The sequence below is a fragment of the Blattabacterium clevelandi genome, assembly GCF_003268615.1.
Classification (GTDB): domain Bacteria; phylum Bacteroidota; class Bacteroidia; order Flavobacteriales; family Blattabacteriaceae; genus Blattabacterium; species Blattabacterium clevelandi.
In genome coordinates this window covers 363920-377183 of the sequence record NZ_CP029844.1, presented here as the reverse complement: position 1 = coordinate 377183, position 13264 = coordinate 363920, and the positions used below count along the sequence as shown (strand labels likewise).

At 25.0% G+C, this 13264-nt stretch carries 13 protein-coding genes; 8 read left to right on the top strand and 5 right to left on the bottom strand.

What is annotated here, in order from left to right; all coding sequences use genetic code 11:
- Window positions 1-6: 6 nt before the first annotated feature.
- Genes murC through hisS form a run of 5 tightly spaced genes read left to right on the top strand, consistent with a single transcriptional unit; the run spans window position 7 to window position 6335 of the window.
- Window positions 7-1383, top strand: a complete 1377-nt coding sequence (murC, locus tag DM817_RS01865) for a UDP-N-acetylmuramate--L-alanine ligase (protein WP_113738562.1) — start codon at window positions 7-9, stop codon at window positions 1381-1383.
- An 11-nt stretch (window positions 1384-1394) separates the two neighbouring features.
- The gene (locus DM817_RS01860) at window positions 1395-2126 is read left to right on the top strand and encodes a cell division protein FtsQ/DivIB (protein ID WP_113738342.1); all 732 of its coding nucleotides are present in this window, start codon (window positions 1395-1397) and stop codon (window positions 2124-2126) included.
- A 4-nt stretch (window positions 2127-2130) separates the two neighbouring features.
- Window positions 2131-3489 (top strand): cell division protein FtsA, encoded by a 1359-nt coding sequence (ftsA, locus tag DM817_RS01855; RefSeq protein WP_113738341.1) that lies wholly within the window; start codon window positions 2131-2133, stop codon window positions 3487-3489.
- 3 nt (window positions 3490-3492) lie between these two features.
- Window positions 3493-4875 (top strand): cell division protein FtsZ, encoded by a 1383-nt coding sequence (gene ftsZ, locus DM817_RS01850; protein WP_113738340.1) that lies wholly within the window; start codon window positions 3493-3495, stop codon window positions 4873-4875.
- 41 nt (window positions 4876-4916) lie between these two features.
- Window positions 4917-6335 carry a histidine--tRNA ligase gene (hisS, locus tag DM817_RS01845; RefSeq protein ID WP_113738339.1) on the top strand — a complete coding sequence of 473 codons (1419 nt, stop codon included), beginning with the start codon at window positions 4917-4919 and terminating at the stop codon, window positions 6333-6335.
- Window positions 6336-6375: 40 nt separating this feature from the next.
- On the opposite strand, the gene pnuC is transcribed toward hisS, so the two are convergent.
- Together pnuC and DM817_RS01835 are read right to left on the bottom strand one after the other, a co-directional pair.
- Window positions 6376-7005: a nicotinamide riboside transporter PnuC gene (gene pnuC, locus DM817_RS01840; protein WP_113738338.1), complete on the bottom strand. Its 630-nt coding sequence runs from the start codon at window positions 7003-7005 to the stop codon at window positions 6376-6378.
- A gap of 12 nt (window positions 7006-7017) precedes the next feature.
- A complete protein-coding gene (locus DM817_RS01835; RefSeq protein ID WP_113738337.1) occupies window positions 7018-7650 on the bottom strand; it encodes a 4'-phosphopantetheinyl transferase family protein in 633 nt (210 codons plus the stop codon).
- A 111-nt stretch (window positions 7651-7761) separates the two neighbouring features.
- On the opposite strand from DM817_RS01835, the gene DM817_RS01830 reads away from it, so the two are divergent.
- Window positions 7762-8799 carry an Mrp/NBP35 family ATP-binding protein gene (locus DM817_RS01830; RefSeq protein WP_113738336.1) on the top strand — a complete coding sequence of 346 codons (1038 nt, stop codon included), beginning with the start codon at window positions 7762-7764 and terminating at the stop codon, window positions 8797-8799.
- Window positions 8800-8820: 21 nt separating this feature from the next.
- On the opposite strand, the gene DM817_RS01825 is transcribed toward DM817_RS01830, so the two are convergent.
- Together DM817_RS01825 and murB are read right to left on the bottom strand one after the other, a co-directional pair.
- Window positions 8821-9627 carry a purine-nucleoside phosphorylase gene (locus DM817_RS01825; RefSeq protein ID WP_113738335.1) on the bottom strand — a complete coding sequence of 269 codons (807 nt, stop codon included), beginning with the start codon at window positions 9625-9627 and terminating at the stop codon, window positions 8821-8823.
- A 153-nt stretch (window positions 9628-9780) separates the two neighbouring features.
- Window positions 9781-10806 (bottom strand): UDP-N-acetylmuramate dehydrogenase, encoded by a 1026-nt coding sequence (murB, locus tag DM817_RS01820; protein WP_113738334.1) that lies wholly within the window; start codon window positions 10804-10806, stop codon window positions 9781-9783.
- An 85-nt stretch (window positions 10807-10891) separates the two neighbouring features.
- Here murB and DM817_RS01815 point away from each other — a divergent pair, with 85 nt between their 5' ends.
- Window positions 10892-11155 (top strand): YtxH domain-containing protein, encoded by a 264-nt coding sequence (locus DM817_RS01815; protein WP_113738333.1) that lies wholly within the window; start codon window positions 10892-10894, stop codon window positions 11153-11155.
- A 340-nt stretch (window positions 11156-11495) separates the two neighbouring features.
- A complete protein-coding gene (rlmB, locus tag DM817_RS01805; protein ID WP_113738561.1) occupies window positions 11496-12251 on the top strand; it encodes a 23S rRNA (guanosine(2251)-2'-O)-methyltransferase RlmB in 756 nt (251 codons plus the stop codon).
- A 5-nt stretch (window positions 12252-12256) separates the two neighbouring features.
- Here the strand turns inward: rlmB and pheS are convergent, their stop codons facing one another.
- The gene (gene pheS / locus DM817_RS01800) at window positions 12257-13252 is read right to left on the bottom strand and encodes a phenylalanine--tRNA ligase subunit alpha (RefSeq protein WP_113738331.1); all 996 of its coding nucleotides are present in this window, start codon (window positions 13250-13252) and stop codon (window positions 12257-12259) included.
- Window positions 13253-13264: the final 12 nt, after the last annotated feature.

Here is a 13264-nt window from a genome sequence, read left to right as displayed (position 1 = left end):
GAATTTATGAATATAAATCAAATTGATGCTTTTTATTTTTTAGGAATTGGAGGAATAGGAATGAGTTCCTTAGCAAGATATTTTCATTATATGGGTAAAAAAGTTTATGGTTATGATAGATATAAGACCTTTTTAACCAAAAAATTAGAAAAAGAAGGGATATTGATCAATTATCAGGATACCATAAAAATGGTCCCTGAATGGATTCATTCTCAACGATGTTTAATTGTATATACACCGGCTATACCATCTACTCATAAACAATGGATCTTTATAAAAAAATACGGAAAAAATATAAAAAAACGTTCTCAAGTATTAGCTTTAATTACAGAAAATAAAATTTGCATAGCTATAGGAGGAACACATGGTAAAACAACTACTAGTGCTTTACTAGGACATATTTTATATAGTTCAGGTAAAAAAGTTACGGCTTTTTTAGGAGGTATTTCTGAAAATTATCAATCTAATCTCATTTTGAATGGCACGGAGATCTTCTTGGTAGAAGCGGACGAATTTGATCACTCTTTTTTATATCTATCTCCTAATATAGCATGTATTACTTCTTTAGATCAAGATCATATAGATACTTATCCTAAAAAAGAATCCTTGATAAAGGCTTATATAAAATTTTCCAAAAAATTAAAAAATCCATATAAAAAACTCTTTCTTTGTCAAGAAGAATATTTTCCGTATTATAATAAAAACGCTATATATTATTCTGTAGGGAAAATAGGAAATTATTATTCAAATTGTATTTCTATCAAAGGGGATAAATGGTATTTTGATTTTCATACTCCAAAAGAAACATGGAAATCCCTTTTATTACCTATTCCAGGATTACATAATTTAAAAAATGTAACTGCTGCATTAGCTATATCTGACTATTTGAAAATAGATAGTGAAAATATTAGAAAATCCTTATTTTTATTCAAAGGAATTAAAAGAAGATATTCCATACATTATCAATCTAGAAAAAAAATATATATAGATGATTATGCACATCATCCTACAGAAATTAATGCATTGATTAGTACTATAAGAAAGTGTTTCCCTCGTAAAAAAATATTAGGAATTTTTCAACCCCATTTATTTAGTAGAACTAAATTTTTTGAAAAAAATTTTGCAAAAAGTTTAGAAAGACTTGACTTTTTAATTTTGTTGGATATTTATCCAGCAAGAGAATACCCCATTGAAGGGATTAGTTCTAATAGTTTATTAGAAAAAATAAAAATGAACTCTAAAAATAAAGAAGTTACTAGCCTATCTAGAGTTTTAGAAAAAATTGGAAAAAAAAATTTTGATATTCTACTTACAATAGGTGCTGGTAATATAGATACCTTGATTTTCCCAATCAAAAAATGGTTGTATAAAAAATATGGATAAATAAATAATAAATGAGAAAACATAAAAAAAATTTTATTCCTACTTTATTGTTTTTATATATGATTTTTATGACATTTTGTTTTTACTTTTCTCAAAAAATACATAAAAATAGAAATTTAGAAAAAATCAATATTATCATGGATCCATTATCCAAAAATCATTTTGTAAATGAAAAAATTATTAAAAATTTTTTATTTTATACAACAGAAAAAATTGAAAAAAAAATTGGTCAATTATGTATATTAAAAATGGAACAAAAATTAAATAATCATCCTTTTATAAAAAAATCTGAAGTATTTCTTAGTGCAGATGGAACCTTAAATATTAAAATTTGGCAAAAAGAACCCATTTTAAGAATAAAAAATGGTAATAAAGAATATTATCTTACTAAAGAATTGGAAAATTTAGGACTTTCTTCTTTTTATTCTTCAAAAGTTATTTTAGCAAAAGGATCCTTTTCGAAGGAAGAAAAAAAAGACTTATCGGATTTAGTGAAAACCATCAATTCTGATGAATTATTGAAAAACCAAATTATTAGTATAAAAAAAACTGTTTCTAACTTATTTATTTTAATTCCAAAAATAGGTAATCATCATATTATATTAGGAACTATAAAGGATTTTAAAAGTAAATTGAATAAATTAAAAGCTTTTTACAAGCAGTACTTAAATAAAATAGATATTAATCAATATAAAAGCATTGATTTACAATATAAGGACCAAGTAGTAGCAAAAAAAAGATAAGTCTATGGAATATCAAGATATAGCTATAGGTCTTGATGTGGGAACCACAAAGATTGTAGCTATGGTAGGAAGGATAAATGAATATAATAAAATTGAAATTTTAGGTATAGGTAGATCTAAAAGTACAGGAGTACATAGAGGAGTTGTTAACAATATAACTCAGACAATTGAATCTATTCGTGAAGCTGTAAATGAGGCAGAACATAGTTCTGGATTAAAAATAAAAGAAGTTATTGTTGGGATTGCAGGACAGCATATTAGAAGTTTACAACATAATGATTATATTACAAGATTAGATTTTGAAAATGTTATCAATCAAAAAGATATCCAAAAATTAATTAACCAAGTCCATAAACTAGTTATGCTTCCAGGAGAAGAAATAATTCATGTTCTTCCACAAGAATATAAAGTCGATAGTCAATCAGAAATCGGAGAACCTATAGGAATGTATGGAAGTCGTTTAGAGGCTAATTTTCATGTAGTTGTAGGACAAATTTCTTCAATTAGAAATATTGGAAGATGTGTAAAATCTGCAGGATTGAATTTATCTGGTATGACTTTAGAGCCATTAGCTTCTGCAGAAGCTGTTTTAAATATAGAAGAAAGAGAAGCTGGGGTAGCACTAGTAGATATAGGAGGAGGGACTACGGATGTTGCAATATTTAAAGATAATATTATTCGTCATACTGCAGTCATTCCTTTTGGAGGAAATGTCATTACTGAAAATATTAAAACAGATTGTTTAATTATTGAACGACAAGCAGAATTATTAAAAATAAAATTTGGATCCGCATGGCCTGGAGAAAATAAAGAAACCGAAATTGTTTGCATTCCTGGATTAAGAGGTCGTGATCCTAAGGAAATTACATTAAAACTTCTTTCTCAAATTATTCATACAAGAGTTTGTGAAATTTTAGAGCAAGTTAATATAGAAATAAAAAATTATGGAAATGAAGAACATAAAAAAAGACTTATAGCTGGAATAGTGATGACAGGTGGAGGATCTCAACTCAAACATATTCGACCCTTAACAGAATATATTACTGGAATGGATGTACGTATCGGTTATTCTAATGAACATATTTCAGGAGGAGAGAACGGAATGATAAGTGATCCAGAATATGCTACATCTATAGGTTTAGTGATAAAGGGTATTGAAGATAAAAAAAAATATATTTGCACAGAAATGGAGTCTAGATATTATGATGAAAATTCAGAATTTTTTTCTTCAAAATTATATGATAAAAACCGTAGATTCAATAATAATAAGGACCCAGAGGATAAAAAAAATAAGAAAAAATCTAAATCTTTTCTTGAAATTTGGGCTGATAAGTTCCGTCAAATACTGAATGATACAGAATAAATAATGAAAAAAGAAAATTTTATACAAAAAAAAGAAAACGTACCATTTGGATTTTCTAAAAATCGTTCAGCTTCTATCAAAGTTATTGGTGTAGGAGGTGGGGGAAGTAATGCTTTAAGTTATATGTTTGAACAAGGTATTACTGGTGTAGATTTTATAGCGTGTAATACGGATGCACAAGCGTTAAATAATAATCCAGTTCCCTTAAAAATTCAATTAGGGGCTTCTATTACAGAAGGGTTAGGAGCTGGAGCTGATCCAGAAGTAGGAGAAAAAGCAGCCTTAGAAAGTCTAGAAGAAATCAAAAGTATTTTAGATTCTAATACAAAAATGACTTTTATTACAGCCGGAATGGGAGGAGGGACTGGCACTGGTGCAGCTCCAATTATTGCAGGTATTTCTAAAGAAAAAGGAATCCTTACTGTAGGTATTGTAACAATTCCATTTCATTTTGAAGGAAAAATGAGATTACAACAAGCTCAAAAAGGAATAGAAAAATTAAGAAAAAATGTTGATTCTCTAATTGTTATTAATAATGATAAATTGAGAGAATTATATGGAAATCTTGGATTTAAAGCAGGATTTTCAAAAGCAGATGAAGTTCTTACTACTGCAGCTAAGGGGATAGCAGAAGTCATTACCCACCATTATAAACAAAACATAGATTTAAGAGATACTAGAACGGTTCTTAAAGAAAGTGGGACGGCCGTTATGGGATCATCTATTTCTGTTGGTGAAAATAGAGCAAAAGAAGCCGTTGTACAAGCATTAGATTCTCCATTATTGAATGACAATAAGATAACTGGAGCAAAAAATGTTCTTTTGCTTATTGTTTCAGGAAAAATTGAAATTACTATAGATGAAATAGGAATCATTAGTGATTATATACAGGCAGAAGCCGGAAATAATGCTAATATTATTATGGGAATCGGAGAAGACGAAAATTTAGAAGAAAGTATTTCAGTTACTATAGTAGCTACTGGGTTTCCAACGGAAGTACAAAGGGTAATTAATCACGAAGAAAAAAAAATATTTCATAGGTTAGAAGAACCTTACAAACAAAGATTAACAAAAATAGAAGAAATTCCTTCTTATTATAATTCTAAACGAATAGAATCTATTGCTTCAAAAAAAGAAAATTATAATAAAAGGGATTCATCGATAAATTATAATAAGGGAAAATTGTCCTTAAATTTAAATCCAAAAAAAAATATGATTAATCATCCTTCCAGTTCTTTGGTAGAAAAAAAATATAAAAGATATATGCTAGAAGATAATTTTAATCTTCCTATTTCCTACGAAGAAAAAAATAAAATATTGAAAAATAATAAAATGAAACTTACTAATAACATTTTAATAAAAAAAGAAAATAATAAACATGAATAGATAAAAAATTTTTAGATGAACTATATATATCCTTTTTTTTGATGGAAAAACCTAGTATTCCAAAAGGAACAAGAGATTTTTCATCCATGGAGATGAATAGAAGAAACTATTTAATTCAAATTATTCGAAATAAATTTGAACTTTTTGGTTTCTATCCTATAGAAACTCCTTCTTTTGAAAATATTTCTACTCTTATTGGAAAATATGGGGAAGAAGGAGATTCCCTGATGTTTAGATTACTTCATTCAGGAAATTTTTTAAAAAAAGGAATTTCAGATTTTTTGATGAAAAATAAAGAAACTAAAGTTGATATTATTAAAAATTTATTGACCGAATATATATCCAATAAAGCACTTAGGTATGATTTAACGGTTCCTTTTGTACGTTATGTAGTGATGCATAGAAATGAAATTTTTTTTCCTTTTAAAAGATATCAAATACAACCTGTATGGCGTGCAGATAAACCACAAAAAGGTAGATTTAGAGAGTTTTACCAATGTGATGCCGATTTTATAGGAATCGAATCCTTATCTTTATGGTCAGAAATTGAACTAATTCAACTTTGTGACGAAATTTTTACTAAATTAAATTTTCCTATATTAATTCATATTAATCATAGAGATATCTTAGGAGGATTAGTAGAAATTTCTGGAATAGAAAATAATTTATGGAAAGATTTTACTATTTCTTTGGATAAATGGAATAAAATGGGAAGAAATATAGTAAAAAAAGAAATGTTACGTAAAGGTATTTCTTCCGAATCTTTTGAAAAAATAGCTTGTTTTTTTGATATGAAAGAAAATTTTTCCAAAAAAATAGAATCTTTAACTTTTGCTTTAAAAAACTCTAAAAGAGGAAAAAAAGGAATAAAAGATCTTAGCTTTATCTTTAGAAATATAAAAAATATTTCTTTAAAAAATACAAAATTGGAATGGAATATTTCTTTAGCTAGAGGTATGAATTATTATACAGGAACTATATTTGAAATATTTCCAAAGGATAATAAGGGATCTAGTCATTTAAATTCTATTGGAGGAGGAGGAAGATATGATCAATTATCTAGTTTTTTTGGAATGAAAAATTTTTCTGGAATAGGGGTCTCTTTAGGTTTAGATAGAATTTATTTATCTATGATAAAAGAAAATTTTTTCCAGAATATTTCTAGTGCTCCTTCAAAAATATTGTTTATTAATTTTGGGGATGAAGAGGTTTTATATGCATATAAGATGATAAATTTTTTGAGAAAAAAAGGAATATCTACTCAATTATATCCTAATGCTGTTAAAATAAATAAACAATTTAGATATGCGAACGATAATAATATTCCATTTACTATTAGTATAGGAAAAAATGAAATAGAAAGAAATACAATACGAGTCAAAAATATAAAAAAAAGAGTAGAAATAGAATATGATAATATCAATGATTTTTTTTATCAATTAAGGAAAGATTCTTCTTAAATTAACATAATATAATATAATATAATATATAAATAAACTTTTATTTATTGATGAATAGTGCTTTTTTTTTCCAAAGCACATAACCAATTATGGATAGTACTGAAAGAAAAATAAATAAAAAACCTGTTAATATAAGACCTTTCAAAAAATAAATGGGGATAGAAATTAGGTTGCCAACCATCCAAAATATCCAATTTTCTACTTTTTTCATAGACATTTGATACATTCCAGAAAAAAAAATACCAGTTGTCAATACATCCATCCAATCGGAATTATTTTTAAGTTTTCCATTTAAAAAATAAACCGTTATACTTAAAATACAAGTTGATAAAAAAAATAAAGCTGTATATAAATAATCTTTTTTATTGGAATAAGTTATAGGTATTTTTTGTTTTTTTTTATCCTTTTTTGATGTCCATACATACCATCCATAAAAACCCATTCCTGTATAATATATATTGATAATAAAATCTCCATAAAGAGAGAATATAAAAGTTAAATAACTATATATACAGGTACTAAATATTCCTATTGGATATAACCATATATTATTTTTTTGTGCAAATATTACACTAAATATACTAAGTATTACAGCTGATAATTCTAAAATGATAGAACCCCAACTTTTATTATGATAAGGCGATAAAAACATATTTATCCATTCATTCATCCTAAATTCTATTTATTTATCATCTATAATATAAACTAGATAATGGTCATCTATTTTTCTATAAAAAGCAGAGAATTTTTTACTATAGGAATCTTTTATAATCCAACAGGAGATGCAAGAATCCTTTTTTAGAAAAAAAGGAGAAACTTTATAGTGATTTAAAAAATTGGAGGATAGGCCACCTTCTAACTTATATAAACTTTCTTTAATCCCCCATATGATATGAAGATAATCTTCTTCGTAATTAGGATGAATAAAAACTGATTCATCATTTCTAATGAATTTTTTTTTTATTTTTATTATCTTTTTATCTTTTCGTAATTTTTCTATATCTATACCTATATGATAGGAACTAATTGCTATAGCAATTAGTTCAAAAGAATGACTTAAAGAAATATACTTTCCTTTAGGAAAAAAAAAAGGCTTTCTTTTTTCATTATACAAAAGATTCATGTTTATACCTATATATTTTAGGGCATAACGTACTCCTAAAAATTCTTTTTTCCGTTTTTCTGATAAAGATAAAAAAAACTTTTTTTCTTTATCAGAAAATATTAATTTTTCTAAAAGCATAGTTTTTAGATGTGAACATCTAAAAACTATAATTTTAGTGTGAATATGGTTAAATTTATTCAAAATAAACATAGAAATAGAGATACATATTTTTTATGTTAAAAAAATTATCAAAATTCAATCTAGCCATTTTTTTTGTACTATTGTGAAAAATATCCATATATGGATTAGAATTTTTTTTTTATGAAACAAAAAATTTATCAAGCATTAGAAAATGTTTTTATCCTTGAAAATAAAAAAAATATTATTGAGTCTGGAATTGTAAAAAAAATAGATGTATTGAAAGATGAAATAAGAATACATATAAGTTTATACAATCCGACTATGCATATCAAAAAAAAATTAAAAAAAGATATTTTAAAATCTATAAAATATAAAAATTTAGATACAAAAAAAATTTGTTTAAAAATAGAAATTAAATTAAGAAGAAATACTGATCAAAAAATATCTGGGATAAAAAATATACTAGCAGTAGCTTCTGGAAAAGGAGGAGTTGGAAAATCAACTATTGCAACAAATATAGCGGTATCTCTAGTAAAAATGGGATTTCATGTTGGTTTATTAGATGCGGATATTTATGGTCCTTCCATTCCATTAATGTTTAACATAGAAGAAGATAAGATCCATTCTTCTATTCTAAAAAAGAAAAATAATTCTTATGTAATGAATCCTATCACGAGTTATGGAGTTAAAATTATATCTTTAGGTTTTTTTTCAAAATCTGGAGAAGCTGTTGTTTGGAGGGGACCAATGGCTACTAAGGCTTTAAGACAATTTATTCATGATACGGATTGGGGTCCATTAGATTTTTTAATTGTAGATTTACCTCCAGGAACAGGAGATATTCATTTATCTATTTTACAAGATATCCCCTTAAAAGGAATTATTATCGTGAGTACACCTCAAAAAATTTCTTTATCGGATGTACATAGATCTGTAGCAATGTTTCGTATTAGATCTATTCAAGTTCCAATACTTGGAATCATAGAAAATATGTCTTTTCTTCTTGAAAATAAAACCAAAGAAAAACAATATTTTTTTGGAAAAAATGGAGTAAAAAATTTTTCCAAAAAAATGAATATTTTTTTTTTGGGAGAGATTCCAATGTTACAAGAAATCAGAGAATATTCTGATTTAGGAGTCCCGGTAGTTTTAGAAAACGATCAAATAAGAAAAATTTTTGAAAAAATAACAAAAAATATAATAAATAAATTATCCTAATAATCATTTTTAAAATTTATACTAGGAACAAAGTTTTATAAAATCTTTGAAAATTAATATTAGAATAGGTAGAAATTTTTCGGTTTCGTCAAAAAATTTAGTCATAAAATTTATGGAATTAGAATAAGAATCCTTATTTTCATATAATCCAACTATCATGGAGATAAAAAAAACTCGTAGATTCATACATCTAGCTGTTATTATGTATGAAATCGGATTCATTCCAACACTATCTCCACCTATAGATCGGATCATTGCATGTTCTGCATAGGTTTTATAATTTGGATATGAAAAGGTTACATATATCCCTTTTTGTATGATTATATTATGATTCATTGCAATATTTTCTGCCATTTCAAGCATATTTTGATCATATAACTCTGTAATACAAAAAGACTTATTATTTTTTTTTTCTATAAATTTTTTTATTTTAGGATTTTCTGGTAAAAGATTGATATGATCTTTGACCAACATAATATCTCCTATTTTATAATTTGGATTTACTCCTCCAGAAATATTAATTAATATTAATTTATCTACTCCAATATTTTTAAAAATTATAATAGAAAAAGGAATTTTTTCATTTTCATAAAATGGTTCTATTGAAAAAATAACTTTTTTATTTTCTATTTCTCCGAAAATAAATTTTCCATATAAATTTTTTTTATTGAAATTGGGAATTTCTTCGTAAGAAATATATATAGGATTTTTGATTTCTTCTACCAGTTTATTAAACTGATTTTCCAATAATATTATTCCAAAATCAGGTTTTTCTTTGATTTTTTTTTGTATATATTTTGTTGATTTTTCTTCTAAAATTATTGACATAGATTAAATTTTTTTATCAATTTCTATATTATTTAAATAAAATAGAATCTTTATTATAAGATAATAAATAAAAAAAAAGTATTTTATTGATAGAAGATGGTTCTCTTTTTTTTTATTAATAAACTTTATCTAGAAAATTTTTTTAGTTATTTTTTACTGTATCATATTTACTTCTTTAGATAACACGACACCTAACTTTTCTTTAATTTTTTTAGTTATTTTTTCTGAAAAAGAATAAATATCCATACCACTAGCTTTTCCATAGTTTACTAAAACTATAGGTTTTTTTTCATAAACCCCAACATCTCCTATTTTTTTTCCTTTCCATCCTATTGTTTCGATCAAGGAACTAGCAGATATTTTTACTTTATCTTTAGAAACAGAATATCCAATAATAGTTGGATATTGATATTGTAATTTTTTTAAATCAAATATTCCTACTATAGGATTCATAAAAAAACTACCAGCATTTCCAATTTTTGTTGGATTGGGAAGTTTTCTATTTCTAATATTAAAGATAGCCTTTCTTAAATCGTAAGGATTTGGTGTTTTTACATTCATGTATTTTAATTCTTTTTGAATTTCAATGGAATAAATATTTAATTTTTTATATTTTTTCCTTAATAGAAAAGAAACAGATAAAACCAAAAATTTATTTCTAGCATGTTGATTTTTAAAAAAAGAATTTCGATATTCTAGTTTACATTCTTCTCGTGTGAACCTTTGGATTATACCACTATAGATATCATATACTTGAACTTCTAATAAAGTATCCTTGACTTCTGATCCATACGCTCCAATATTTTGAATTGGGGCAGCACCAACCGTACCAGGAATAAATGATAAATTTTCTAAACCATTAAATCCTTTTTTTAGAGTCCAATCTACAAATTCATTCCAATTTTCTCCAGCAAAAGCTTTAACAATTACTTGATCATTGTTCTCCTTCATTATTTTTCTACCTTTTATTCCCATTTTTATTACTAATCCTTGATAATAATTTTTTAAAAAAAGAATATTACTTCCATTTCCCAAAAAAAAATTGGGAATGTATGGATATCTATTAAAAGTTTTTTGTAGATCTTCTATACTTGTCACATTTACAAAATACCGAGCATAAACATTTATTCCAAATGTATTAAAATTTTTGAGAGAAAAATTTTTTTTAATATCTAACATATAGAAAAATATTTTCATAAAATAACAAATATCATTTTGTATGTAAATATTGTAAATTTATCTATAAATATAAAATTGTTTTTTTATGAAAAAAGGAGGAAATTTTTTTTGGGGATTGATTATTGGAACTATTGCAGGGTTAGTAATAGGAATGATTTTATCTACAAAAAAAGAAAATAAAATTAGAAATATACTAGGAAAAAAAACAGAAGAATTGAGAAATAATTTACAAAAAATAGGTAAAAAAATTGGAAAAAAAGTAAATAGAATTAAATCTGACATTGAAGAAAAATGGAAAAAAAATAAAATAGATAAAATTGATAAAGTAGAAGAAGAATTGGGAACTTAATAATTCTTTTTTTTAATGTTCACATTTATCAAAAATTTGATCAATAAAAAATTGAACTTTTTTAAAAATGAAGCAACAAAAATTATAGTATCCATCATGACAGAAATTTTTCTGAATTTTTGTTTACTTATATTTTTCATAATGATTCTTTTTTTAGGAAGTTTTTCTTTATCTTTTTTTCTATCCTATTATTTTGGAAATTATATTTTAGGATTTGGAATTATGACTATTTTATATATTTTTCTTTTATTCTTTATATTTTTTTTCTGTAAAGATTTTATACGATTTTTGATCAAAGATTCATTTTTTAAAATTTTTGATAAAAAAAAATAAAAGGATTATGAGTAAATTAGAAGTTATTTATGGAATACATCCATTAATAGAAGCCATTCAATCAAAAATTACTATTAGAAAGCTATTTTTTCAAATAGGATGGGAACAAGGAGCTAATAGTTATAAAAAAAAATTAATAAATCTTTCTAAAAAAAATAATATCCAAATTCATTCCGTTTCAAAAAAAAAATTTGATCAATGGAAAAATAAAAATCATCAAGGAGTTTTTGCGATTCTTTCACCAATAAAAACTTATCATATAGAAGATTTGCTACCGATTTTTTATGAAAAAGGAAAAAATCCACTTTTACTCATTTTAGATCGTATTACCGATGTAAGAAATTTTGGATCTATCATTCGTACTGCGGTATGTGCAGGTGTAGATTCTATAATAATTCCTAAAAAAGATATGGCTATGATTGGATCTGATTCCATCAAAACTTCTTCAGGTGCTTTATTTAAAGTTCCGATATGTAAAGAAAAAAACATTGTAAAAACTATTGAGTATTTGATAAAATCTGGATTAAAAATTGTTTCAGCTACAGAAAAATCTAATCAATATTGGTATGATATTGATTTTTCATTTCCTACAGCTTTAATACTAGGAAATGAGGAAAATGGAATTTCCCGTAAATATTTAGAACTTTCCTATGAAAAGGCAAAAATACCATTAATACAAGGAATATCATCTTTAAATGTTTCTGTAGCATGTGGAGTCATTTTATATGAAATAGTACGACAAAGAAAAAATATAATAAAATGAATTATTTAAAAATCACTTTTAAATTGTCTTAAAAAACGAATATCGTTATCAAAAAAAAGTCGAATATCATTGATTTTATAAATCAATATAGCAATTCTTTCTATGCCTACTCCAAAAGCAAATCCAGAATAAATTTCTGAATCAATATTTACGTTTTTTAATACTTTTGGATCTATCATACCACAGCCCATGATCTCTAACCATCCTCTATTATTTTTATTATTAAAATAAATATCCACTTCAGCACTAGGTTCTGTAAATGGAAAATAGGAAGGACGGAATCGGATTTTTACTTCTCCAAAAAGAGATTTTATTAAATATTGAATGGTTTTTTTTAGATCTGAAAAAGATACTTTTCTATCTATAGAAAAACATTCTGCTTGGTGAAACATAAAATGGGATCGTGAGGAAATTGTTTCATTTCGATATACTTTTCCTATAGATAAAATCCGAAAAGGAGGACAATGTTTTTTCATATATCGTATTTGGACAGAAGAAGTATGTGTACGTAACAAAATATCTGGATTTTTATGTAGAAAAAATGTATCCTGCATATCTCTTGATGGATGATCTATAGGAAAATTTAAAGCCGTAAAATTATGCCAATCATTTTCAATTTCAGGTCCCTCTACATAAGAAAAACCTATTTTTCTAAAAATGTTTATAATTCTATTTTTTAGAATAGATATAGGATGTATAGATCCTATATCTATAGATTTTCCTGGAACTGTAGTGTCAAAATTTAAGGTATTTTCCTTTCTAAAAAAATTTGTTGGAGGATTCATTTGTATTTTTTCTTGAACCTTTTGTTTTAAATCATTGATGATTTTACCATACAATTTTCTTTGATCAATAGGTATTGTTTTTAATTCTTTAAATAAAATCGTTAAAATACCTTTTTTTTTCCCCAAAAATTTAATTTTGAATTTTTCTAAATCTTCATATTTTTTAACCTGAAAAATTTTTATTTCTTCTTTGATTTGATCCATTTTTTTATCCATAAAACATGATTA

What these genes read in the sequence shown, in the direction of transcription:
- DM817_RS01825 (WP_113738335.1), bottom strand. Translation starts at nt 9,627, where the DNA reads ATGTCAATAATTTTAGAAGAAAAATCAACAAAATATATACAAAAAAAA.
- ftsZ (WP_113738340.1), top strand. Translation starts at nt 3,493, where the DNA reads ATGAAAAAAGAAAATTTTATACAAAAAAAAGAAAACGTACCATTTGGA.
- DM817_RS01860 (WP_113738342.1), top strand. Translation starts at nt 1,395, where the DNA reads ATGAGAAAACATAAAAAAAATTTTATTCCTACTTTATTGTTTTTATAT.
- DM817_RS01815 (WP_113738333.1), top strand. Translation starts at nt 10,892, where the DNA reads ATGAAAAAAGGAGGAAATTTTTTTTGGGGATTGATTATTGGAACTATT.
- pheS (WP_113738331.1), bottom strand. Translation starts at nt 13,252, where the DNA reads ATGGATAAAAAAATGGATCAAATCAAAGAAGAAATAAAAATTTTTCAG.
- DM817_RS01835 (WP_113738337.1), bottom strand. Translation starts at nt 7,650, where the DNA reads ATGTTTATTTTGAATAAATTTAACCATATTCACACTAAAATTATAGTT.
- murB (WP_113738334.1), bottom strand. Translation starts at nt 10,806, where the DNA reads ATGTTAGATATTAAAAAAAATTTTTCTCTCAAAAATTTTAATACATTT.
- ftsA (WP_113738341.1), top strand. Translation starts at nt 2,131, where the DNA reads ATGGAATATCAAGATATAGCTATAGGTCTTGATGTGGGAACCACAAAG.
- hisS (WP_113738339.1), top strand. Translation starts at nt 4,917, where the DNA reads ATGGAAAAACCTAGTATTCCAAAAGGAACAAGAGATTTTTCATCCATG.
- DM817_RS01830 (WP_113738336.1), top strand. Translation starts at nt 7,762, where the DNA reads ATGAAACAAAAAATTTATCAAGCATTAGAAAATGTTTTTATCCTTGAA.
- pnuC (WP_113738338.1), bottom strand. Translation starts at nt 7,005, where the DNA reads ATGAATGAATGGATAAATATGTTTTTATCGCCTTATCATAATAAAAGT.
- murC (WP_113738562.1), top strand. Translation starts at nt 7, where the DNA reads ATGAATATAAATCAAATTGATGCTTTTTATTTTTTAGGAATTGGAGGA.
- rlmB (WP_113738561.1), top strand. Translation starts at nt 11,496, where the DNA reads ATGAGTAAATTAGAAGTTATTTATGGAATACATCCATTAATAGAAGCC.